This is a genomic window from Helicobacter canadensis MIT 98-5491 (assembly GCF_000162575.1).
Lineage (GTDB): Bacteria > Campylobacterota > Campylobacteria > Campylobacterales > Helicobacteraceae > Helicobacter_D > Helicobacter_D canadensis.
Genome location: NZ_CM000776.2, coordinates 1 through 22760, shown reverse-complemented (window position 1 = coordinate 22760; position 22760 = coordinate 1). Strand labels below are relative to the sequence as shown.

25 protein-coding genes are annotated in these 22760 nt (G+C 32.2%); 12 read left to right on the top strand and 13 right to left on the bottom strand.

Annotation, left to right across the window (positions count from 1 at the left end):
* Nucleotides 1-32: 32 nt before the first annotated feature.
* From rfaD to HCAN_RS00110, 4 genes are read left to right on the top strand one after another with little or no spacing between them, the layout of a single operon-like run.
* Entirely contained in the window at nt 33-1031 is a 999-nt protein-coding gene (gene rfaD, locus HCAN_RS00125; RefSeq protein ID WP_006656150.1) for an ADP-glyceromanno-heptose 6-epimerase, read from the top strand.
* A complete protein-coding gene (rfaE1, locus tag HCAN_RS00120; RefSeq protein WP_006656660.1) occupies nt 1032-2555 on the top strand; it encodes a D-glycero-beta-D-manno-heptose-7-phosphate kinase in 1524 nt (507 codons plus the stop codon).
* A 2-nt stretch (nt 2556-2557) separates the two neighbouring features.
* A complete protein-coding gene (gmhA, locus tag HCAN_RS00115; protein ID WP_006656152.1) occupies nt 2558-3127 on the top strand; it encodes a D-sedoheptulose 7-phosphate isomerase in 570 nt (189 codons plus the stop codon).
* A gap of 2 nt (nt 3128-3129) precedes the next feature.
* Nucleotides 3130-3570 (top strand): hypothetical protein, encoded by a 441-nt coding sequence (locus tag HCAN_RS00110; protein WP_006656153.1) that lies wholly within the window; start codon nt 3130-3132, stop codon nt 3568-3570.
* 3 nt (nt 3571-3573) lie between these two features.
* Here HCAN_RS00110 and HCAN_RS00105 read toward each other — a convergent pair whose 3' ends face one another.
* The gene (locus tag HCAN_RS00105; protein ID WP_006656154.1) at nt 3574-4356 is read right to left on the bottom strand and encodes a HesA/MoeB/ThiF family protein; all 783 of its coding nucleotides are present in this window, start codon (nt 4354-4356) and stop codon (nt 3574-3576) included.
* A gap of 228 nt (nt 4357-4584) precedes the next feature.
* Here HCAN_RS00105 and HCAN_RS00100 point away from each other — a divergent pair, with 228 nt between their 5' ends.
* The 5 genes from HCAN_RS00100 (at nt 4585) to HCAN_RS00080 (ending at nt 8136) form a co-directional block, all read left to right on the top strand.
* Nucleotides 4585-4917 carry an ArsR/SmtB family transcription factor gene (locus tag HCAN_RS00100; RefSeq protein ID WP_006656155.1) on the top strand — a complete coding sequence of 111 codons (333 nt, stop codon included), beginning with the start codon at nt 4585-4587 and terminating at the stop codon, nt 4915-4917.
* Between the two features lie 13 nt (nt 4918-4930).
* Nucleotides 4931-6886: a heavy metal translocating P-type ATPase gene (locus tag HCAN_RS00095; protein ID WP_006656156.1), complete on the top strand. Its 1956-nt coding sequence runs from the start codon at nt 4931-4933 to the stop codon at nt 6884-6886.
* 116 nt (nt 6887-7002) lie between these two features.
* The gene (locus tag HCAN_RS00090; protein WP_006656157.1) at nt 7003-7200 is read left to right on the top strand and encodes a hypothetical protein; all 198 of its coding nucleotides are present in this window, start codon (nt 7003-7005) and stop codon (nt 7198-7200) included.
* 205 nt (nt 7201-7405) lie between these two features.
* Nucleotides 7406-7825 (top strand): DMT family transporter, encoded by a 420-nt coding sequence (locus HCAN_RS00085; RefSeq protein ID WP_006656158.1) that lies wholly within the window; start codon nt 7406-7408, stop codon nt 7823-7825.
* Complete coding sequence (locus tag HCAN_RS00080; RefSeq protein WP_006656159.1) at nt 7822-8136, top strand: DMT family transporter; 315 nt, start codon at nt 7822-7824, stop codon at nt 8134-8136. Before HCAN_RS00085 ends, HCAN_RS00080 begins: the two co-directional genes overlap by 4 nt.
* Nucleotides 8137-8165: 29 nt before the next feature.
* Here the strand turns inward: HCAN_RS00080 and HCAN_RS00075 are convergent, their stop codons facing one another.
* From HCAN_RS00075 to HCAN_RS00060, 4 genes are read right to left on the bottom strand one after another with little or no spacing between them, the layout of a single operon-like run.
* Nucleotides 8166-8753, bottom strand: coding sequence for a MotE family protein (locus tag HCAN_RS00075; protein ID WP_006656160.1), 588 nt, complete (start codon nt 8751-8753; stop codon nt 8166-8168).
* On the bottom strand, nt 8750-9175 hold the full coding sequence (locus tag HCAN_RS00070; protein ID WP_006656658.1) for a flagellar export protein FliJ: 426 nt from the start codon (nt 9173-9175) through the stop codon (nt 8750-8752). The genes HCAN_RS00075 and HCAN_RS00070 overlap by 4 nt, the downstream gene beginning before the upstream one ends.
* Nucleotides 9172-10419, bottom strand: a complete 1248-nt coding sequence (locus tag HCAN_RS00065) for an adenylosuccinate synthase (protein WP_006656657.1) — start codon at nt 10417-10419, stop codon at nt 9172-9174. The genes HCAN_RS00070 and HCAN_RS00065 overlap by 4 nt, the downstream gene beginning before the upstream one ends.
* Entirely contained in the window at nt 10416-11267 is an 852-nt protein-coding gene (locus HCAN_RS00060; protein ID WP_006656656.1) for an ATP phosphoribosyltransferase regulatory subunit, read from the bottom strand. The genes HCAN_RS00065 and HCAN_RS00060 overlap by 4 nt, the downstream gene beginning before the upstream one ends.
* 123 nt (nt 11268-11390) lie before the next feature.
* On the opposite strand from HCAN_RS00060, the gene HCAN_RS00055 reads away from it, so the two are divergent.
* From HCAN_RS00055 to HCAN_RS00045, 3 genes are all read left to right on the top strand, one after another.
* Nucleotides 11391-11708: a hypothetical protein gene (locus HCAN_RS00055; protein ID WP_006656655.1), complete on the top strand. Its 318-nt coding sequence runs from the start codon at nt 11391-11393 to the stop codon at nt 11706-11708.
* A 93-nt stretch (nt 11709-11801) separates the two neighbouring features.
* Nucleotides 11802-13079, top strand: a complete 1278-nt coding sequence (locus HCAN_RS00050) for a homoserine dehydrogenase (RefSeq protein WP_006656165.1) — start codon at nt 11802-11804, stop codon at nt 13077-13079.
* Entirely contained in the window at nt 13079-13435 is a 357-nt protein-coding gene (locus HCAN_RS00045; protein ID WP_006656166.1) for a YraN family protein, read from the top strand. Before HCAN_RS00050 ends, HCAN_RS00045 begins: the two co-directional genes overlap by 1 nt.
* Here the strand turns inward: HCAN_RS00045 and queF are convergent.
* The 8 genes from queF to dnaA all read right to left on the bottom strand — a co-directional run bounded on the left by queF (nt 13432) and on the right by dnaA (nt 22760).
* A complete protein-coding gene (gene queF / locus HCAN_RS00040; RefSeq protein ID WP_006656654.1) occupies nt 13432-13899 on the bottom strand; it encodes a preQ(1) synthase in 468 nt (155 codons plus the stop codon). The genes HCAN_RS00045 and queF overlap by 4 nt on opposite strands.
* A gap of 109 nt (nt 13900-14008) precedes the next feature.
* Nucleotides 14009-15220, bottom strand: coding sequence for a sodium/glutamate symporter (gene gltS / locus HCAN_RS00035; protein ID WP_172617263.1), 1212 nt, complete (start codon nt 15218-15220; stop codon nt 14009-14011).
* A 94-nt stretch (nt 15221-15314) separates the two neighbouring features.
* Nucleotides 15315-16601 carry an adenosylmethionine--8-amino-7-oxononanoate transaminase gene (locus tag HCAN_RS00030; RefSeq protein ID WP_006656169.1) on the bottom strand — a complete coding sequence of 429 codons (1287 nt, stop codon included), beginning with the start codon at nt 16599-16601 and terminating at the stop codon, nt 15315-15317.
* A 62-nt stretch (nt 16602-16663) separates the two neighbouring features.
* A complete protein-coding gene (locus tag HCAN_RS00025) occupies nt 16664-17065 on the bottom strand; it encodes a DUF5666 domain-containing protein (protein ID WP_006656170.1) in 402 nt (133 codons plus the stop codon).
* Nucleotides 17066-17232: 167 nt separating this feature from the next.
* Nucleotides 17233-17880, bottom strand: a complete 648-nt coding sequence (plsY, locus tag HCAN_RS00020) for a glycerol-3-phosphate 1-O-acyltransferase PlsY (protein ID WP_006656653.1) — start codon at nt 17878-17880, stop codon at nt 17233-17235.
* A 9-nt stretch (nt 17881-17889) separates the two neighbouring features.
* The gene (gene gyrB / locus HCAN_RS00015; RefSeq protein WP_006656172.1) at nt 17890-20208 is read right to left on the bottom strand and encodes a DNA topoisomerase (ATP-hydrolyzing) subunit B; all 2319 of its coding nucleotides are present in this window, start codon (nt 20206-20208) and stop codon (nt 17890-17892) included.
* Nucleotides 20209-20234: 26 nt separating this feature from the next.
* A complete protein-coding gene (gene dnaN, locus HCAN_RS00010) occupies nt 20235-21302 on the bottom strand; it encodes a DNA polymerase III subunit beta (RefSeq protein ID WP_006656173.1) in 1068 nt (355 codons plus the stop codon).
* Between the two features lie 165 nt (nt 21303-21467).
* On the bottom strand, nt 21468-22760 hold the full coding sequence (gene dnaA / locus HCAN_RS00005; protein WP_006656174.1) for a chromosomal replication initiator protein DnaA: 1293 nt from the start codon (nt 22758-22760) through the stop codon (nt 21468-21470).

Here is a 22760-nt window from a genome sequence, read left to right as displayed (position 1 = left end):
GTGGCATTTATAAATTATCACAAGGAATCTAAATGCAATACATTGATGACACCCTTGCAGGAAAACGCATCTTAATCACAGGCGGTGCTGGATTTATTGGATCTAATCTTGCACTTTATTTCCAAAAATATCATCCCCAATCTCAAGTGGTGGTTTTTGATTGTTTTAGAAATGGGGAAACTTTTGAAAATGGAAATCCAAAATCGCTAGGACATTTTAAAAATCTCCTAGAATTTAAGGGCGAAGTCATCGCAGGAGACATTAATAACAAAGACGATTTGCAAAGATTAGAAGATAGAAATTTTGATTATATTTTTCATCAAGCAGCCATTTCAGATACTACCGTGCTTAATCAAGAGCTTATTTTGCGTAGCAATCTCAATGCCTTTAAGGATTTGCTAGATTTGAGCATAAGAAGTGGTGCAAAAATGATTTATGCTTCAAGTGCGGGAGTTTATGGCAATACCCCTGCACCAAATAGCATTGGCAATGGTGAGATTCCAGAGAACGCTTATGGATTTTCTAAATTAATGATGGATCATCTAGCTTCCAAATATTTACAAGAAAATCCTAGTTTGCATATCGTTGGATTGCGATATTTTAATGTCTATGGCGAAAATGAATTTTACAAAGGTAAAACGGCTTCTATGATTCTACAACTTGGCTTACAAGCACTCCAAAATAAAAAAGTAAGACTCTTTAAAATGGGAGAGCAAAAACGCGATTTTGTTTATATTCAAGATGTTATTCAAGCTAATGTAAAAGCTATTAATGCCAAAAAAAGCGGCGTTTATAATGTAGGCAGCGGAAAATCAAGAAGCTATAACGATATTGTGGCTTGTTTGAAAAAAGAATTAGGAGAATTTGAAGTAGAATATTTTGACAATCCTTATTCCTTTTTCCAAACACACACTGAAGCTAATATCGTGCTAACAAAAGAGTTTTTAGGCTACGAACCTAGATTTTCTTTAGAAATTGGCATCAAAAACTATCTTGATCAAATCAAAGCTATTCACGCTAAAGGCTATTAATTGAAACCCAATATTTTAGTCATTGGGGATTTGATTTTAGATCATTATATTTGGGGCAAATGCGAAAGAATCTCCCCAGAAGCTCCTGTGCAGGTGATTGAAGTTGCTAAAGAAACACTCAATCTAGGAGGTGCTTGCAATGTAGCAAACAACCTCATCGCTCTAGATTGCAATGTGTTTATCTGTGGAATGGCAGGTGCTGACAAGGCAGGAGAAGATCTCAAAAACAAGCTAGAATCACTTCACATTAACACCCAAGGAATCCACTATAGCAAAAATAGACCCACCACGCAAAAATCCCGAATCATTGCTTCGCATCAACAAGTTGTGCGTGTAGATAGAGAAGATAAAAGCCCAATTGACAAAGAAGCAGAACAATTTATTTTAGAATCTGCCAAAAAATTAATTAAACATTCTAAAATTCATTGCATCGTTTTGTCTGATTATCAAAAAGGTGTTTTAAGTCAAAATCTCACTCAAAGTCTCATTCAACTTGCTTGTGATTCTAAGCTTAAGATTCTCGTTGATCCAAAAGGCAAAGATTACTCCAAATATCAAGGTGCCACTCTCTTAACTCCAAACAAAAAAGAAGCTACTGAAGCTACAGGAATCCAAATAAAAGATGATTCTTCACTACTCCTAGCTCTCCAAAAACTCAAAGAAATTTGCCACCTTGAATATTCGCTCATTACCTTAAGTGAAGATGGGATTGGGATCTTAAGAAATGGATTGCATAAAATCCCAACTATTGCTAAAGAAGTTTTTGATGTAACGGGTGCTGGAGACACCGTTATTGCAGCTTTAGCTTTTATGCTTGCCCAAGAAGAAGATATTCTCTCTAGTCTTCACTTTGCCAATGCCGCAGCAGCTGTAGTAGTAGGCAAAGTCGGATCGGCAACAGCTAATAAACAAGAAATTTTAAATTACCTTAGAGACAACCATCTCTTAGATTCTCTCTCCAAAGAAATTCCAAAAATCTTGAATACTAGTATAATTGATTCTAAATTTTTGCCACATTTGCAAAGAATCTCACAAAAACAAAAGCCAAGGAATCTCCACTCTAAATTTATCAAACCCGATGATTTTGCGTTATTTTTAGATTTTTTACAAACCTTAAAATCGCAAGATTTTAAAACTATTTTTACCAATGGCTGTTTTGATATTTTGCATTTTGGACACATTAGCTATCTCAATAAAGCGCGTGAATTAGGGGATTTGCTTATTGTTGGATTGAATAGTGATTCTTCTATCAAACGCTTAAAAGGTAATGAACGCCCAATCAATTCTCAAGAGGATAGAGCAGCACTCCTTTGTGCCTTAGAATGCGTAGATTTTGTTATTATCTTTGATGAAGATACGCCACTTAATCTCATTAGCCAAATTAAACCTGATATTTTAGTTAAAGGTGCAGATTATGCCAATAAAAAAATAGCTGGGAGTGATCTTGTTAAGGAAGTGCGACTAATTGAGTTTGTAGAAGGCAAAAGCACTAGTGCAACAATAAAAAAAATCAAAAAGGAATAAAAATGCAAGCACATATTTTAAATGAAATCCAATCTCACTTGCAAACCGCTCAAAAAATGTCAAGCCTTGTTGATTCTATTCAAGAAGCCGCTAATCTTGCTATTACAACACTTCAAAATGGGGGCAAGATTCTTATTTGTGGTAATGGCGGAAGTGCGGCTGATTCTCAACATATTGCAGCTGAACTTACAGGACGCTACAAAAGAGAAAGAAAAGGCTTAAGTGCTATAGCCCTAACAACAGACACAAGTGCTTTAACTGCTATTGGAAATGACTATGGTTATGATTTTGTTTTTTCTAGGCAATTTGAAGCACTTGCTAAAAAAGGCGACTTGCTATGGGGAATCTCTACAAGTGGTAATAGCATCAATGTCTTAAATGCGATGCGAAGTGCCAGAGAAATGGAATGCAAGATTCTAGGATTTAGCGGCAAAGATGGTGGAGAAATGAAAAAATGGTGCGATCTCTTACTGCTTTCTCCCAGTGATGATACGCCAAGGATTCAAGAAATGCATCTTTTAATGGCTCATATTATTTGTGATTTAATTGAAAAAATGACAATGAAGGCTTAAATTTGTTTTTTCAAAAAACCATAGAATCTTGCCACACAATGCAGGTTAATCTGACTAACGAAATGTTAAAAATCCTCCAAACAAGTGGGATTGCCGCAAATCTCGCTGACTTGACACTAGATAAAAATGGAATCTATTTCTCACTTCCTAATCAAACTACCACAAAAGTGATGCTTTACCAAGCCAAGATTCAAGAATCACTTTTTCGCACTCAAGGAGAACCACTCGTGCATCTAAGCGCCTGCGATGAAAGTCTTAAGAATTACGATAATGCTGATTTTTTAGCCATTATCCGCACTGATATGCAATTTTTTTTAAGCATTTACTCCCATAAGATTCAAACCAAAATTTTTAATCAAAAGCCTCTTAATCTCTGCCCACACTGCCACAATCTACTTCATCATTCCTATCAAGATAATTTACAACTTTTCTTTGAAAAATAGACTTCATTGATACCTATCTAAATCTAAGTTTTTTATACCATTTTCACCACATACGCGACATTTTAAATTGCGTTTAATATTGATTTTACGAAATTCCATATCCCGCACATCACAAGTTAAAAATTGATCAAAAAGTGGCTTACCAACTCCTGTAATGATTTTTATCACTTCATTAGCTTCAATACAACCAAAAAGCCCAGCAACTGCACCTAAGATTCCTACACTTGCACCCGTTGGAACTTCTCCTTGTGGAGGAGAATCAAACAAACACGCATAACAAGCACTTTCTTTTGGCTTTATACTCATAGCTTGCCCACAAAAATGCAAAGTACTTGCCCTTACTAAAATTTTACCTCCAAGCACACAAGCATCATTAACCAAAAACTTTGAAGCAAAAGCGTCTGTGGATTCTACAATAATGTCATAATCTTTAATAATTCCCAAAATATTACTCACATTTAACCGCTCTTTGTAAATGTTAATTTTAATTTCAGGATTAAGTGATTCTAGCTTTTCTTTAGCCGAAAGCGCCTTATTTTTCTCTAAATCCTTTGTTGTATGCAAAATTTGCCTTTGAAGATTGCTTAAATCCACATTATCACCATCACAGATTCCAATCTCGCCAACTCCAGCAGCAGCCAAATAAAATAAAACCGGAGAACCAAGCCCACCAGCACCCACTACAAGCACTTTAGCGTTTTTTAGCTTTTGTTGTCCTGCTTCTCCAACTCCACTTAATAAAATATTGCGATTATATCGCTCTAGTTCTTCTTGAGTAAATGACATAATAATCCTTTTATCTAAAAACCCAATTCTATTAAATCACCTTTGTTGCCTAAAATTTACGCTCAAAATTGTATCGTTTTAAACTTAATATCCCTATGTTTTAATTTTATTCTAAAGAATAAAAGATTATTATTTCAATATATGAATAAATATTCATATATTCATACTTATTAATTCTATGTTTTAATAAAATCCCCCAAGGATAATAAAAGAAAACCAAGGAAATAAATGCAAGAACTTGATTCAAAACGCCTTTTAAATATCTCAAAAAAGCTCCCTAAAGAGGAATTGCTTTATGAATTAGCCGAATTTTTTAAAATTTTTGGTGATTCCTCACGCATTCGAATCCTTTCTCTGCTTCAGCAAGAAAAACTTTGTGTGGGAGAGATTTCAGAGCTTTTAAACCTTTCTCCATCCGCTGTCTCTCACCAACTTAGAATCCTACGCCAAGCAAGACTTGTGCGGTATAAAAAAATCGGTAAAGAAGTGTTTTATGAACTTGATGATGACCATATTGAAAAAATCTTTGAACAAGGTCTAGAACATATTCAAGAAATGTAATAAGGAGAAAACAATGGCAAATTGCTGCAACACTTGCACAAATACCCAAAATACGATTCATAAAAAAAGTGATTTTCAAAATAAACTAGCCCAAAGTCTTTTTTATTTTAGCATTATCCTTTATCTTATTGCACTTAGTGGAGATTTTGGAATCTTTAATTTTCATCTTAATGCCTCCATACTTTATGGCTTTTATCTTTTTTGCTATTTTGCTTTAGGCTATGGAATCTTAAAAAAAGCATTGATTGGATTTTATAAACGTGAATTTTTTAATGAAAATAGCCTTATGGCACTTGCAAGCATTGGTGCTTGGGCAATCGCTCAAGGAGCCGAAGCCGTAGCAATCTTGCTTTTTTATCGCATCGGAGAAGCCCTAGAAGATTTAGTTGTCGAAAAATCTAAAAAATCCATTCGCACCCTTGCTTCTATCAAAATAGAACAAGCGCATTTATTTAAAAATGAAAATATTGAAAATATTGATCCAAAAAACATTCAAGAAGGCGATATTTTAGTAATTTTTGCTGGGGAAAGAATCCCCGCGGATGGAATCATTATAAAAGGCGAGGGCAGCGTTGATAATTCTGCACTTAATGGAGAATCTTTGCCACAAAATGTAAAAGTGGGCGATTCTCTTTTTTCTGGTAGCATTAATCTTGATTCTATTTTGCATTTAAAAGCCACTAAAAGCTATGAAAATTCAACCTTTAGCAAAATTATCAAGCTTATCGAAGAAGGCAGTGCACAAAAAAGCAGAAGTGAAGAATTTATCACAAAATTCGCACGCTACTACACCCCTATTGTAACACTTTTAGCCTTTAGCATTATTCTTTTCCCTACACTCTATTTTTGGGCTTTTGGTCAAATGGAATTAATAGAAACACTTAAAATTTGGCTTTATCGAGGCATCATTTTTTTAGTTGTTTCTTGCCCTTGTGCTTTGGTAATCTCTATCCCATTAACCTTTTTTGCTTCACTTGGTAAAGCTTCAAAAGAAGGAATTTTAATCAAAGGCTCTAGCTATATTGAAGCCCTAAAAGATGCAAATGCCATTATTTTTGACAAAACAGGAACTCTAACAGAGGGCAAACTAATCATTAAAAAAATTAATGCTTATAAAAATTATGATGAAAAATTTATATTAAAAATTGCTCAATTGCTCGAATCTCACTCTAATCATCCTATTGCAAAAGCTATTATAAATTACAATAATGAAATAAACTTGCAAGAAGATTTAAAAAAGCTTAGCAACCTCAAAGAAAGCTCTGGAGGCGGAGTGAGTGCAATGCTTGAAAATAAAATCATTGCTTTAGGGAATGCTCGTTTTATTCAATCCCTAACCAAACAAAATCTCCCAAAAGATTCTAGTTTAAAATGCCAAATTTTCATTGCCTATGATGGAGAAACCATTGGAGATATTATCTTAGAAGACGCCATAAAAAAAGAGGCTAAAGAAGTTATAGAAAAACTAAAAGAAGAGCATTTAGAAGAAATTTATATCCTAAGCGGGGATAAAGAAAGTGTCGTTCAAGAAATCGCTCAAAACCTAGGAATCAAACATTTTTTTGCTTCGCTTTTACCAAATGATAAAGTTAATCACCTAAAAGCAATTCTACAAACCCAAAACCAAAAGAATAAAAAGGTTATTTTTGTGGGAGATGGAATCAACGATGCACCTTCTCTTGCACTTTGTGATATTGGTATTGCAATGGGAAAAACCGGAAGTGATGTCGCGCTAGAGGGAGCAGATATTGTTATTATGAATGATGATTTAAGAAAAATTCCAAAAGTCTTGCAAATCGCCAAAAAAACAAGGCAAATCTTGTGGCAGAACATTTTCTTAGCTTTGGGTGTTAAAATAGGAATTATGATTCTTGGTGCCTTTGGCGCCACAAATCTATGGATAGCTCTTTTTGGCGATGTGGGAGTCGCACTTTTAGCTTTACTAAATGCTATTAGAGCTATTCGCTAAGTAAGGCTAATCTTGCCTTACAAGCTTAAAAAAATTCATTAAAACTTAACATTTTTTAGTAAAATTTCTTCATACTTTTTTGTAACAATTCCATAAAACATTTTAAAGGAATTGCAATGAAAGTAGTCTTTGAAAAAGATGAGGAAAATGTCAATTTAAAAAACATATTTATCCTTAGCATAAAAAGTTATATTAAGGTTTTATATCAACAAGGAATGAGCAAAACAGAAATTAAACAAAAAATTTATCTTGAATCTAAAGATTTCAATCATCATCACGATTTAATCCTTGCTAATTACAAGAGCTTTAATTAAGTTTTGTATCAAAATTTTTTGCTAGAATTGCACACCAAAGCCAAACAATAAAGGAGGGCAAAATGTGTTACAGATTTTCTATCAAACCAACACTAAAAGCCCTCAAAACTATTTTCAACATTATGGCACTACAAACTCTCTATTAATTATATCATTTACTTTATCTTATCATTTCAATTAGCACATATTCTTTTAGGAGGAACTCGTGAAATTAGGCTGGTTTTATGTGATTCTTGGTGGAATCATCGAGGTATTTTGGGTGAGTGGATTAAAATATTCAACAAGTTTTTTAGAATATTTTTTCACCGCTTTTGGAATTTGTTGTTCATTTATGCTAATGATTCTAGCCACAAAAAGAGTTGAGGTAAGTATTGCTTATGCTGTGTTTGTAGGAATTGGTGCTGCTGGAGTTGCACTTAATGAAATTCTTATTTTTAATGCCCCAACAAATCCCTTGCAGCTTACTTTAATCGTTCTTTTAATCCTAAGTGTTATAGGTTTAAAACTTGTAAGCAAAGAGAGTGATAAACAAGACATAAAAGCCATTGAAGAAATCTCTAAAGATTTAGGAATTAATGAATTAAACAATCAACTTGAAACGCTCAATTCAAAGGATATAAAATGAGTTGGGTATTTTTGATTTTAGCTGGAATTGCAGAGATTTTTGGGGTGATTTGTTTAAAAAATTTTGCACTTAAGGGTAAAAAAATCTATCTATTGGGAATCATTCTTTTATTTATTCTTAGTTTAAGCCTTTTATCTTTGGGACTAAGAGAGATTCCAATGAGTATTGCCTATGCCATTTGGACAGGCATTGGGACAGCTGGTGGAGTGCTTGTGGGGATTTTTCTATACAACGAATCAAAAAGTTTTTTAAAGCTTTTCTTTGTTACTTGTATTGTGGTTTGTAGCGTTGGACTTAAGGCTTTTTCATAAAATCTTTATGCAAGATTCTTCTTGCAAATTTAATTCTCATTATTTTGTGAATTTACTTCTGTTGCTCCTTGGATTTCTTGTTTAGCGTCTTGTGTTTCAAAAGGCGGTCCCTTTTGGATTATTTGTGTTAAATTTGCTGCTTTTTGTGGATTCATTTTAGCTAAAATCTTGCTCATTACCTTTGTATCTAACGAAAACAATATCATTGCTGCTTCAGATTCTGGGAGATTTTCCAAAATTGCAGCCGATTTAGAATCTTTCATACCCGCATAAGTTGTGCCAATTTTGCTTTGTGTGGTGTTTTTAATCTCTGCTAAAATCTCTTCATTTTTCTCTAAAAGCTTCTTAATAGCTTCTTCTCTTTGCTCCAATTCCTTTTTATCAGCCGCCAAAGCTGCTTCTCTTTTTTTTAAATCCGCGTCCTTTTGATCCAAGACATTTTGAGTGGCACTCTGCAAAGCTTGTAAGGCTTGTTGTTGCTCATCAATCTTTTCAATCTCACGCAAAATCTCTGCTTTTCTTTGTTCAAAAATAATGTTACAATCAACAATTCCGCTTCCTTCTACACTCCACAAAAAACTTGTTAAACAAAAGCTAAAAAACGCTATTTTTTTCATTTTTGCTCCTTATGGTTAGCATAAAGCATCACAGAAATTTCATCCAAATCCTTGCTTTCTTGCTTTTTTGCTTTTTCTAAATTCTTTTTAATTTCTAATCCATCTAAATATTTTGCTTTTTCATATTCTATATTTTGAGCTTTAAAATAATCTTGCAATTCTTGCTTTTGTCTTTTAAGCAAGGCTAATTCACCCATTTTAGAATCAATAGTTTGGCGGTATTCATTTTTATGATGAACAAAAGTCAAAAAGGCTTGATAAACTCCGCTTTTTGGCTCTTCTAAAGTTGCAAATTCTCTCACTAAAGCATCAATTTCAGCTTGTTTGGCTTGGATTTGTTGTGCATTTTTTTGTAGCATCAATTCAGCTTCATCCACTTTTTTTTTGCGTAAAATCACAAGCTGTGTGAATTTTGTTTTCATCGAAAAATTGTATCATTCCTATCAGGGCTAGTTGAAATCATACTAAACTTTACCCCAATAAACTTCTCTAACTCCAAAATATATTCTTGTGCTGCTTGTGGCAACTTATCAAATTCTTTAATTCCAGCGGTTTTATCCCAACCTTTAAAGGTTTTATAAATCGGCTTTATACCTTCAAAGTCAAAAGGAAAAGTTTCTAAGATCTTGCCATTTTTATCTTGATATTGAGTGCAGACTTTCACTTCATTAAAACCATCTAACACATCAAGCTTCATCATCGCTAACTCGCTAACACCATTTAAACGACAAGCATATTTTACAGCCACTGCATCAAGCCAACCGCATCTTCTAGCGCGTCCTGTGGTTACGCCAAACTCTCCTCCTTTTTGGCGTAAAAGCTCGCCAATTTCTCCCTCTTCTTCTGTTACAAAAGGTCCATTCCCCACTCTTGTGCAATAAGCCTTAGTGATTCCAATCACATTGCCTAATTCTCTAGGAGAGATTCCACTTCCACTACACGCACCTGAAGCTGTTGTTGTAGAACTTGTAACAAAAGGATAAGTCCCATGATCAATATCAAGCATACTCCCTTGTGCACCCTCACAGAGAATTTTTTCACCCCTATCCATAGCTGCCCATAATAAACTCGTTGTATCTACCACAAAAGGAAGTAACGCTTCTGCATAAGAATCAAATTTTGCTTTGAGAAATTCTTTGCTAGGAATCTCTCCACCTAAATTAATAATATCCTTTTCTTCCATTAATTCTAAGACTTTTTCGCACAAAGTTTGCGTGTCTTTTAACTCTCCGATTCTAAAGCCTTTACGCGCAACTTTATCGGTATAAGCAGGTCCTATCCCTTTGCCCGTAGTGCCAATAGCCTTTTTAGCTTTTTTTTCATTTAATTTATCTAAAAATTCGTGATAAGATAGTATCAAATGGGCTTTGTTGCTAATAAATAATCTACCCTCTAAATTTTGGAATTGTTGCATTTCTTCTAGCAATGCACTTGGACTAATCACAACGCCATTACCAATAATATTTTTACATTGAGGATAGAGAATTCCTGATGGAATTAGGTGTAAGGCGTATTTTTTACCATTAACAACGATTGTATGTCCTGCATTATGTCCGCCTTGATAGCGCACAACATAATCATAATTTTGGGCAAGTAAATCCACCATTTTACCTTTGCCCTCATCGCCCCATTGAATCCCAACAATTAAATCTGCTTTTGTCCTCATTTCTTCTCCTTAATTAAATGCAAAATTACACAATCTGTATAAATCCCAAATCCACAAGCCCTTTGCTCTAAAATCTCATAATCTCCGCCTAAAATCATTGTTTGATTCTCTAAAAAAAAGCGGAAAAGCATTCCTTTATAATACGACATTGGCGAATAAAAAAGTGGTGCAAGAATCATATTTTCATAATCAACATTTTGAGCTAAATTTAAAAGAATTTCTAATTCTTTTTTTAAAGATTCTGGAGCTTTTATCAAAAGAGTTTTAAGCGAATCCTTATCCTGCACTTCCAAAAGTTCTGCTAAAAATTCATTAGTGCCTTGGATAGCACCTACATCATTTTTTTCAAAAACTTCCAAAGATAATCCAAACTCCTTTGCACAAATCTCTGGAATCTTCACATTAGATAATTGTAAAAAAGGCTTAATATTTATACTCTTTAGAATCTTAAGTGACATTTGTATAAAGGGTAAAATATCGCATTTTTCTAAATTTTCTACACCAATTTGGTGAATTTCTTTTGTAGGGTAAGTAAAAATAGGCTGGATATAAAACCATTTCTTTTTTGTATTATTTTCTTTTAAATGGGGCGCTAAAAGCCTAATAGTATCAATAGTAGAATCACTTCTTAGCGTGATTTGGTGATTAAAGGGATTGCTAATCCTTACAAACTCTCTACTTTGCATATCTCTTTGATATTGCAAATAAGAAAAGGTTGGGGTTAAAATCTCTTCATAATCATTTTGATAAAGTATCTCGCTGACAAGATTTTCAAAATCCCTTTTAATCTTTGCACTTTTGCCAAAATAAAGCTTCGAATCTTGCGGTATTTCGTGGCTTAAAATCAAACATTATCCTTAAAAATTCTCTCTAAAAATTGCATTATAACATAGTTTTTTATATTTATTTGATTAAAGGGCAAAAACACGACACTTATGATAAAATTCATTTCACAATAAATGGAGGAAAAAATGGCTTTTAAAATCAACACTCTAGTTTCTCTAACTCCAAAAGAACCACAAAAACCCCAAACTACAAATCCCCCAAAACCACAAGAGAATCAACAAACCTCAACGCAAAATTCTAATCCCATTAAAAAACCTCTTGGAAATTTAGATTCTACTCTCCCACAAAGCTCTAATAGTGCTTTTAGTTCTCTTTTTCTCTCTCAAAAAGATTGGTTACAAAAAGAATTTGGAATCACCGATGAAACAATCAAAGATTTGCTTGAAGAAAGCCAACAAGAAAACTATCTTGCTGATTTCTTATGGAAATTCCAAAAACTCTAATAAAGTTTATCAAGCTCCACAAAATTTCCCTAAAACTTAAAAATTTCTTATTGTTAAAATGCTATAATTCAACTTTATCTAAAAAGGCACTCTATGAAAAAACAATTAAATATCGGAATCATCGGACTAGGCGTTGTTGGAAGCAGTGTTGCAAAAATTTTAAAAGAAAATCAAGATCTCATTGCAGCAAGGGCAGGTTGTCAAATTGTCATTAAAAAAGGTGTAGTGAAGAATCTCTCAAAAAGTCGAGAAATTTTTGATTTTCCTATCACAAATGAGGCAGAAAGTATTTTAGAAGATCCTGAAATTGATATTATTGTAGAGTTAGCAGGGGGCATTCAAGAGCCTTTTAAGATTGCTAAAAAAGCACTTTATCACTCCAAAGCCTTTATTACTGCCAATAAAGCGATGTTAGCCTATCACCGCTATGATCTACAAAAAATTGCTGGGGACTTGCCAATTGGTTTTGAAGCAAGTGTAGCAGGTGGGATTCCTATTATCAAAGCCTTGCGAGATGGACTTGGAGCTAATCATATCTTAAGTATTTGTGGAATCATCAATGGGACTTGTAATTACATTTTAACACAAATGAAAGAACAAAATATTAGTTTTGAAGAAGCTTTAAAAGAAGCTCAAAAACTTGGTTATGCAGAAAGTGATCCAAGTTTTGATATTGGGGGCTTTGATGCCGCACACAAACTTTTGATTCTAGCAAGTATTGCTTATGGAATCGATGCTAAGCCTGAAGATATTTTAATTGAAGGAATCACGCAAATTACACAAGAAGACATAGATTTTGCAAAAGAATTTGGATATAACCTTAAGCTTTTAGGAATCGCCAAAAAAGACAAAGAAAGCATAGAGCTTCGAATCCATCCTACTTTATTACCACAAAATGCAATGATTGGTAAAGTTGATGGGGTGATGAATGCTATTAGTGTGGTAGGCGATAATGTGGGTGAAACACTCTTTTATGGTGCAGGTGCTGGAGGAAATGCAACTGCTAGTGCTGTTATTTCAGATATTATTGAAATTGCTCGCACCAAAAGCTCTCCAATGCTTGGCTTTAAAACCTCTATTGAAAAAAATCTCACACTCAAACCCATAGCAGAGATTCAAAGTGCTTATTATTTGCGAATCATTGTCCTTGATAAACCTGGAGTTTTAGCTCAAATCACAACAATTCTAGGACAACAAGAAATCTCTATTGATACCTTCTTGCAACGCAAAGCTAAAAATAAAAATCATTCTACTTTATTGCTTTCTACTCACACTTGCCTTGAATCAAAAATTCAAATTGCCATAGAAAAAATCAATAATCTAGAAATCACACAGGAAAAGCCTGTGATGATACGGATTGAGAAAGACTAATGAACACCACTCAAAAGGGAAAAGAAGCTGAATCTTTTGCCTGTGAGTATCTCAAAAATCAAAACTTTGAAATCTTAAAACAAAACTTTTTCACACCCTTTGGGGAAATTGACATTATTGCTAAAAAAGAGGGGATTTTATTCTTTATAGAAGTTAAAAGTGGAATTGGTTTTGAACCTGTATTTAATATCACCAAAACTAAACTAACGCGTTTAATTAAAAGCATTGAAGTGTATTTAAAAGCAGAAAAAAATAAAGATTCTTACTGCCTTAGCGCGATTATTCTCTCCAAGGAAACTGCAAAAGATTCTACTTTTAAAATTCAATGGATTGAGAATCTAACCCTTTTTATCTAGCGATTGTCAATTTTTTCTGGATATAAATCGTGGTTTAAAAGCCTAAATTCTGCTATTTCTGCATATTTAGTATTAGGGATTCCATAATTCACATAAGGATCTATGCTAATCCCTCCTCTTGGTGTGAATTTTCCCCAAACTTCAATATATTTTGGCTCCATAAGCTCCACTAAATCATCTAAAATCACATTCACACAATCTTCGTGAAAACCTCCGTGATTCCGAAAGCTAAAAAGATAAAGTTTTAATGATTTTGATTCCACCATTTTAAGATTAGGAATATAAGAAATATAAATTGTAGCAAAATCTGGCTGTCCTGTGATAGGGCAAAGACTTGTAAATTCTGGACAATTAAATTTTACAAAATAATCGCGTTTAGAATGTTTATTTTCAAAAGTTTCTAACACTTCTTTATTGTATTGAAAAATATAATTTGTTTGCTTTCCTAATTGCTTTAATTCCATATGCAACCTTTCAAATTTTATAGAATCTTTATTTTCATCACGCAATTTATTCTATTTTAAAGAGTTATCCAAGGAAGAGTTACCCAAGGAATGGATAACTTCTAAAAAATTAAAAAAATGGAAATTTAAGTGTCCCACTAATCACAAATGCATTAATCAAATCAATAAAAAATGCTCCTACCAAAGGAACAATAATAAATGCCATATGGCTTGGTCCATAGTGTTGAGTAACAGTTTGCATATTAACCATTGCTGTTGGAGTTGCACCTAATCCAAAACCACAATGCCCAGCTGCCAAAACAGCTGCATCATAATCTTTACCGCAATATCTAAAAGTAACAAAAACCGCATAAAATACCATAATTACTACTTGAATAAGTAAGATAACTAGCATTGGTAATGCTAAAGAAACAAGCTCCATAAGATTAATTGTCATTAAAGCAAACGCAAGGAATAAAGAAAGTGAAACATTTCCAAGCACTGCTACTTCTCGATCAAAAACTTGATGAATCTTTGTTGCTTGCAAAACATTTCGCAAAACTGCTCCTACAAGCAAACACCAAACAAAAGTTGGTAAAGTAAAAGAACTTCCTTGGAAGAATTTTGCCACTATCGTTCCTATAAGTAATGAAATTGCAATCAACGCTAATGATTCAACAAAAGAAGTTGCTGTGATTAAGCGTTCTTTTTCAGGCTTTTCAAAAGCAATTTCCACTTCATCTTGAGAATGATCATTAGGAAGCTTTAACTTGTATTTTTTTACCAAATAATGTGCCACAGGACCACCAATAATTCCACCTGCAATCAATCCAAAAGTCGCACAAGCCATCGCTACTTCTAGAGCAGCTGTAAAATTATAAGGTGAATTTTTAAATACTTCTGCCCAAGCAGCACCTGTGCCATGCCCACCACTCATTGTAATAGAACCACCTAAAAGCCCTATAAGTGGATTAACACCCATAACTTTGGCTGCAACAATTCCAGCAATATTTTGCAAAATCAAAAGTCCTACCACGATAAATAAAAATCCAAAGAGAATCTTTCCTCCTTTCTTAAAAGAAGCAAAGTCTGCACTTAAACCAATACTTGCATAAAAAGCTAACATTAAAGGATCTTTTAGAGAATTATCAAATTGAAATTTGATTCCACCATATTTTAAAAGTAGAAAAATAACAATTGCAACGATGATTCCCCCTACAACGGGTTCAGGAATATTATAATCTTGCAAAAATTTACTCCGCGAGATAATCCATCTTCCAAGTAACAACACTGCCACTAATGCTACTAAAGTCGCATAAAAATTCAACGAAATTTCCATAATAAACCTTATCTATACAAAATCAGTTAAATATTTTATTCAAAATAATATTATGCTTTTATAAATTAAAATAATATTAAATTTTTAAATCAAAAATTTAGATTTTTTTAAGAATTTCTTCTAAACAATCTATAACATAACAAACTTGCTCTTTTGTAATAATATAAGGAGGCATAAAATAAATTGTATTCCCTAAAGGTCGTAATAATAAACCTTTTTTCAATGCCATATTAAAAACTTCTAAACCCTTTCTTTGTCCATCAAATCCTACTAAATCAAAGGCGAAAACCATACCACAATACCTTAAATTTTTTACAAAAGCAAAGGATTCTAAAATTTGCATTTTTTCCCAAATAAATTGCGAGAGAATCTTATTTTTTACGATAACATTTTCTCTCTCAAAAAGATCTAATACAGCATTTGCACAAGCACAAGCAAGGGGATTACCAGTATAAGAATGGGAATGCAAAAAAGACTTATTTTCTTCATAAGGAGCATAAAAAAGCTCATAAATTTCATTTGTTGTTACTACCACTGACAATGGTAAATATCCTCCCGTAATGCCTTTACTCAAACATAAAAAATCTGGCACCACATCACATTGTTCATAAGCAAACATACTTCCACTTCGTCCAAAACCAACTGCAATCTCATCAAAAATCACATAAATACCATTTTCTTGACATAATGTAATCGCCTCTTTGATAAATTTACTAGAATACATATTCATATTCCCTGCACATTGAATCAAAGGCTCCAACACAAAAGCTATAATTTCATCTTTTTGATTTGTTAAAATTTCTTTTAATTCTTTTAAAGATTCTTCAAAATCTTCTCCAATAGGAGCTTTAATCTTTAAAGTTTGAAGCAAAATTGGCTGATAAACTTCTGTATAAATTCCCACATCTCCTACACTTAAAGCACCAATAGTTTCGCCGTGATAAGCATTTTGCAAACATAAAAATTTATTTTTTGTTTTACCTTTTATCGCTTGAGCGTGAAATGCCATTTTTAAGGCTACTTCAATCACACTAGAACCATTATCTGCATAAAAACACTTACTCAATTTAGAATCCAAAAGTTTAACCAAACGATTTGATAAATCTATAATAGGTTTATGTGTGAATCCAGAAAAAATAATATGTTCTAAATTTTCTAATTGTTCTTTTATTTTTTGATTAATGTAAGGATTACAATGTCCAAAAAGATTAACCCACCAACTTGAAATACAATCTAAATATTGATTGCCATCAAAATCATACAAATACACACCTTTTGCAGATTGAATGGGGATTAGGGGAATATTTTTTTCGTGATCTTGCATTTGTGTGCAAGGATGCCAAATGTGTTTTAAGTCTTGTTGTATAAGTGTTTGAGAATCCATAAAATACCTTTAGATTTTTTGGTATTTTACCGTAAATTCTAAAGGTATGAAAAAGTTTAAAATTAGTAAGCTCTAGGCATACAATTCCACTCAATTTCTTTTGCAGTGAGTTGCCCATCTTTTGGTAATCCTGTTGCAGGATTGATTGCTTGAGCATTATTAGCACTATAAGCATTATATCCACCATAAGGAACCGCTTCAACTTTGACATATTTACCTGGAGTTAAATCCTTAAAACTTCCATAGATATCTTGTCCAAATGGACCACAATCATCACCTTTAATTTCTGTATAAGGTAAAACTTTAATCACTAATTGCCCACCCGGTCCTGCTAAAGTAATGGTTTTATTTTTATCATCTACAGCTGAAATTTGTCCTTGCACATCAAAATCAAAATCTGCCATAGCTGCAGTTGAAAATAATGCCGCTAAAGTTAAAGCTCCGAATAATTTTAAAGTTTTCATTTTTTCTCCTTTGAAAATGAGTTTTTAAATTTTAGATTCAAGTTTCCTTTCATCTGTGAGTAGAATTATAAAATTCATTTATCAAGAAAATGTGAAGATATTGCCAAATTTATATGAAGAGTTAAAATTAAAAATAAACTTAATAATTAAAGAAAAGAATAAAAAAATTAAATGATTTTTTGTTCTTTTCTTTGAAATAAACGAATAATATTAGGTATATGTTTATAAAAAATTATAAACATAATTAAAAGAATAGGTGCATGTGTATGAATGTATGGAATTTCTGGATGTATAACAAAAGTCATTAATCCACCAAATAAAACACCAATTAAAGAAGCTAAAGAAGAAATTTTTAAAACTTTTCCAACCAATCCCCAAACTACTAAGCCTAAAATTGCTTCTATGGGTAAAAATACTGCGACAACTCCTACTCCTGTAGCTACTCCCTTACCTCCTTCAAACTTCAAAAAAGGACTAAAGCAATGCCCAACCACTGCTAAAAAAGCTATCATCCATTGAGCTTCATAAGTAAGATTAAATATTTTTGCTATTAAAATAACTAAAATTCCTTTAAAAGCATCACTTACCATTGTGAGAATCGCTACTTTTTTTGCAATTTTTGGATTTGTTTCTTTTAAAACTCTTAAAACATTTGTTGCACCAATACTGCCACTTCCAGTTTCTCGGATATTAACACCACCAAAAATTTTGCCATAAATTAGCCCAAATGGGATTCCACCCACTAAATAAGCTAATAAATAAAAAAAACCATTAAGACTTGTAAAAAAATCAATTATTCCTGCTATTATCACCATTTTAAAACCTTAAACATCTAAATGTTTAACATCTTTTGCGTGTGCTTGGATATATTCACGCCTTGGCTCTACCTCATCACCCATAAAAAGAGAAAAGACTTCACTTGCTTCTTCAATATCTTTAATTTCTACACGAATCAAACGACGATTTTCTGGTGTCATTGTCGTTTCCCAAAGTTGTTCTGGATTCATTTCTCCCAAACCTTTATATCTTTGGATATCCGCACCTTTTTTGCTACTTTCTTCTATTTTTTCTAGCATCTCTACAGGATCACTGCCATTTAAAAATCCTAAATCCCTTTCTTTTAATTTACTAAATACAAAATGGGCTTCTTCAAAGAGTGGATGAGTGAATAAATCTTCATCAATTTTAATATCTACTAATCCAGAATCCGTTTGGACATAAAGATGAATTCTTTGCTCTTCAATCATTTCATTTAAAATATTAAAATTCAAGTTTTGAATCTTCTCCTTAATTTTTGCATATAAATCTTGATTTTGCATACCAATTAAATCTGGATTCTCAATCAAATAACGCACAATTTCAATGAGTTGGAATCGCTTTTCTAATTCATTTAAAGTAGAGCGATAATGAGCCACAATTTTAAAAAATTCCATTAAATCTTTTGTCCCAATGCCTTGAAATTCAAAATTTTCAATTCCATTTTCGATTAAATATTCACTCAAAGCCTTTTCATCTTTAAGATAAATTTCTTTTTTTCCTTTTTTAAAGCGATAGAGTGGGGGCTGTGCAATATATAAATAACCTGATTCAATAATGCCACGCAAATAGCGAAAGAAAAAAGTCATTAAAAGCGTTTGAATATGGCTACCATCTACATCCGCATCTGTCATAATAATAATTTTGTTATAGCGAATTTTAGTAATATCAAAATCTTCTCCGATTCCACAACCAAGGGCGGTGATAAGATTTTTAATTTCTTCGCTTTTTAAAATCTTATCCAAGCGACTTTTTTCAACATTTAAAATTTTACCCCTTAAAGGCAAAATAGCTTGATAAACTCTATCACGCCCTTGTTTAGCACTACCTCCAGCTGAATCACCCTCTACAAGATAAATTTCTGAAATGCTTGGATCTTTGCTTTGACAATCAGCAAGCTTACCAGGTAATGTTCCAACACTAAAAGTTTCTTTTTTGCGTGTTAATTCCCGTGCCTTTTTAGCTGCTTCTCTTCCTCTTGCTGCCAATAGAGCTTTTTGCATAATTGCTTTAGCTTCATTAGGATTTTCTTCAAAAAACTTAGCAAGTTTTTCATAAGTGAGTTTTTGGACAATTGGACGCACAAAAGCACTGCCTAATTTACCTTTTGTTTGTCCTTCAAATTGTGGATCAATAACTTTAACAGAAACAATGGCTACTAAGCCTTCTCTAATATCTTCTCCAGTAATTTTAGAATCTTTTTCTCTTGCATTAGCATTAGCTTCAATGTAATTTGTAATCACTCTAGTTAATCCCATTCTAAAACCTGACTCGTGCGTTCCCCCATCAATAGTCCGAATATTATTAACAAAGCTTAAAACTTTTTCTTCAAAACCCTCATTATAAGCTAAGGCGATTTGTATTTCTACATCGTTTTCAGTGCCTTCAAAATTGATAATTGTTGAGATTAATGGCTTCTTATTTAAATCATTCACAAATTGATTTAAACCGCCTTCAAAATGATAGATCTCATTAAATCCATCCCGTTCATCTTTAAAATGGATTGTAACTTGTTTATTTAAATAGGCAAGTTCTTTAAAACGCTTTGATAAGATTTCCCTTTGAAATTCTGTGATTTCAAAAATGCTATCATCTGGAATAAATTCAATAATTGTTCCATTATCCTTGCATTCTCCGATGATATTTAATTCATCTTGGGGAATCCCTTGGGCAAAATTTTGGCGATAAATTTTTCCATTTTTATGAATCGTCATTTGCAGAGATTTAGAGAGAGCATTAACAACAGAAATACCAACTCCATGCAAACCACCTGAGACTTTATAAGAATCTTGATCAAACTTTCCACCAGCGTGAAGCACGGTTAAAACAACGGTTGCAGCAGGAATATTTTCTGTAGGATGAATATCTACAGGGATTCCACGACCATTATCTTTAATAATCGCACTGCCTTGTTGTGTTAAAGTGATAGAAATTTCATTACAATACCCTGCCATAGCTTCATCAATAGAATTATCAACTACTTCATAAATTAAATGATGCAAACCATTTGTATTAGTATCACCAATATACATTCCTGGGCGTTTTCTAACGGCTTCTAAGCCTTTTAAAACTTTAATGCTGCTACCTGAATATTGTTTGTTTTCCATTCTTTTCCTTGATATTTATAAAAATTTTAAAGAATAATTGGCATAACGACTGTAGAAAAATTTCCACTTTTTAAAATAAAAGGTGCATTTTTTCCATTTAGTCCCCAAATAAAATCTGTTGTTTCAATTTGACTTAAAAAATCTAAAACATGTCGGGAGTTGATTCCAATTTCAATTTCTTCTGTGATAGGCAAGTTTATTTCAATTTGTGTTTGTGCTTCAGAATTATCTTGGCTTAAAGATTCAAAGAAAATTTCATTGGGTTTAAAAGTAATTTTAACATCATTAGTAACAGAATTAATAACTTTAATTCCTTCAATGATTTTTGTTTTTGGAATTGTTAATTCAGTTTGAATCTCTTTAGGTAAAATTTTCTCGTAATCTGGAAATTTTCCATTAATAAGATGAGAGAAAAAGACATAATTTTGAGATTTAATGACAATATTTTTTTCATTATAGAAAAGTTCAATGTGATCAAAAAATAACCTTTGGATTTCTGTGATTGCTTTTTTGGGGAAAATTAGAGCAAGATTATTTCCCGATGGATTTTCAAATTTAACCATTGCAAGGCGTTTAGTGTCTGTTGCAACAAAATTATAAGAATATTCTTTAATATCTAACAAAGCTCCATTAAGTTCTCGTTTTTGATTATTTGTATCAATAACAGGAAATATTTTTTTCATTGAATTAATGAGTTCTAAGGAATTAATTTCTAGTTTAGGTAAAGTTTCATATTCTGGGAAACTTGGAAATTCTTGTGCATTAAACATTGGGAGTTTAAAAGAGCTTTTGTTTTGTTTAATATGGAGATTTTCATTGTTTGTATAGAGATTAATCTCACCTTCTTTTAATCTTTTAATAATATCTAAAATTTGTTTTCCATTAACTGTGGCAATTCCTTGCTCATTAATTGTTAAAGAATTTGTGGTTGAACATAATCCCATTTCAAAATCAGTTGCTTTACAAATTAGTTGGTTTTCTCTTGTTTCTAAATAGATATGAGAAGTAATTTGACTAGAATCTTTTTTATCTAAGAAAGGTTGTAGAGCAGTAAAGATATTGTCTAAAACACTATTTTGAATGATGATGTTCATAAAATCTCCTTTTATAAAATAAAAATTTAGAAGTATTAGTAGGGGAGTTGAAAAGTTGAATAACTACTAAAGATTCCTAAATTATCGTTATTTTTAGTGTGAATATTTCGTGTATTTGTTTTCACATAATTTCACCATTTTATCAAAACTTTGTTTTAAAATAGATTATTTGATTTTGTTTTTTAATTCTTCAATAATAGTTTTAAAGTTTGGATTTTTGTTGATTTCTTCTTGAATACTTTTCATTGCTTTACTAACAGTGCTATGATCTTTCATATCAAAATAATCTGCCAAAGAAAGCATAGAATTTGGAGTAAGTGTGCGGGCTAAATAGATGACGATTTTTCTAGCTGTTACGATATTTTTGGAGCGACTTTTACTGCGAATCTCTGAAGGTTTGATATTATAATATTTTGCGACATTTTCTATGATTCTATCCATATTAATATTTTCTTTTGATTCTTTAATATATTCTTTGAGAATATCTCTTACAAAATCAATGGTTATTTCTTGGATATTAGTTACATTAATTGAAAAGTTAAGTTTAACCAAAACCCCTTCAATTTCGCGGATATTATCATTAATATTAGCCGCGATGAAATCAATGATTTTTGGACTTAAGTGAATCCCATCTAATTCACATTTGGCATTAATAATATTAATTTTTGTTTCTAATTCTGGAGGTTGAATGTCTGCTAAAAGCCCTGAAGTGAATCGCGTCTTTAATCGTTCTTCTAATCCATTCATATCTTTTGGTGGTCTATCAGAAGTAAGCACAATTTGTTTATTATTTTTTTTGAGTTCATTAAAGGTGTGAAAAAATTCTTCTTGGATTTGATTTTTACCACTTAAAAATTGAATATCATCAATAAGTAAATAATCACAAGCACGATATTTTTCTCGGAATCTATCCATAGTATTGTTGCGTATGTGAAGTAAATAATCATTTAAAAATTGCTCACTAGTTGTGTAAATAACGGATTTTCCAACATTAGCATTTGTGTTTCCAATGGCATTGAGTAAGTGCGTTTTGCCTAATCCAGTATTGCCATAAATTACTAAAGGATTATAAATTGTGCTTTGATTTTGAGCCACAGCTTTTGCGACATTAAAAGCAAAACTATTAGAGTTTCCAACAATAAAAGAATTAAAGGTTAAAGAAGGATTGAGATTAGTGGCATTTTGAATTTTTTTAATATTGTTTTTATTTTCTTTCTTTTTATTAGGATTAAAAACTTCAATAATAATTTCAGGCTTATAACCATTTTGATTTTCAAAAAGTTGAGCAATTTTACTAGAATATTTTGTTTTTATCCAACTTGCAATAATATTATTTGGGGCATTAAAAATGATTCTATCATCACGAGAATATTTTTCATTAAAACTAAGTTGAGTAATATAATTGTCAAATTCAAAAGGTGTAATTTCTCTTTTGAGTTGTAATAAAACAGGATGCAA

Coding starts and splice junctions, on each gene's coding strand:
- rfaD (WP_006656150.1), top strand. CDS start 33: ATGCAATACATTGATGACACCCTTGCAGGAAAACGCATCTTAATCACA.
- gmhA (WP_006656152.1), top strand. CDS start 2,558: ATGCAAGCACATATTTTAAATGAAATCCAATCTCACTTGCAAACCGCT.
- HCAN_RS00105 (WP_006656154.1), bottom strand. CDS start 4,356: ATGTCATTTACTCAAGAAGAACTAGAGCGATATAATCGCAATATTTTA.
- HCAN_RS00100 (WP_006656155.1), top strand. CDS start 4,585: ATGCAAGAACTTGATTCAAAACGCCTTTTAAATATCTCAAAAAAGCTC.
- HCAN_RS00095 (WP_006656156.1), top strand. CDS start 4,931: ATGGCAAATTGCTGCAACACTTGCACAAATACCCAAAATACGATTCAT.
- HCAN_RS00090 (WP_006656157.1), top strand. CDS start 7,003: ATGAAAGTAGTCTTTGAAAAAGATGAGGAAAATGTCAATTTAAAAAAC.
- HCAN_RS00080 (WP_006656159.1), top strand. CDS start 7,822: ATGAGTTGGGTATTTTTGATTTTAGCTGGAATTGCAGAGATTTTTGGG.
- HCAN_RS00075 (WP_006656160.1), bottom strand. CDS start 8,753: ATGAAAAAAATAGCGTTTTTTAGCTTTTGTTTAACAAGTTTTTTGTGG.
- HCAN_RS00070 (WP_006656658.1), bottom strand. CDS start 9,175: ATGAAAACAAAATTCACACAGCTTGTGATTTTACGCAAAAAAAAAGTG.
- HCAN_RS00065 (WP_006656657.1), bottom strand. CDS start 10,419: ATGAGGACAAAAGCAGATTTAATTGTTGGGATTCAATGGGGCGATGAG.
- HCAN_RS00055 (WP_006656655.1), top strand. CDS start 11,391: ATGGCTTTTAAAATCAACACTCTAGTTTCTCTAACTCCAAAAGAACCA.
- HCAN_RS00050 (WP_006656165.1), top strand. CDS start 11,802: ATGAAAAAACAATTAAATATCGGAATCATCGGACTAGGCGTTGTTGGA.
- HCAN_RS00045 (WP_006656166.1), top strand. CDS start 13,079: ATGAACACCACTCAAAAGGGAAAAGAAGCTGAATCTTTTGCCTGTGAG.
- queF (WP_006656654.1), bottom strand. CDS start 13,899: ATGGAATTAAAGCAATTAGGAAAGCAAACAAATTATATTTTTCAATAC.
- HCAN_RS00030 (WP_006656169.1), bottom strand. CDS start 16,601: ATGGATTCTCAAACACTTATACAACAAGACTTAAAACACATTTGGCAT.
- HCAN_RS00025 (WP_006656170.1), bottom strand. CDS start 17,065: ATGAAAACTTTAAAATTATTCGGAGCTTTAACTTTAGCGGCATTATTT.
- plsY (WP_006656653.1), bottom strand. CDS start 17,880: ATGGTGATAATAGCAGGAATAATTGATTTTTTTACAAGTCTTAATGGT.
- gyrB (WP_006656172.1), bottom strand. CDS start 20,208: ATGGAAAACAAACAATATTCAGGTAGCAGCATTAAAGTTTTAAAAGGC.
- dnaN (WP_006656173.1), bottom strand. CDS start 21,302: ATGAACATCATCATTCAAAATAGTGTTTTAGACAATATCTTTACTGCT.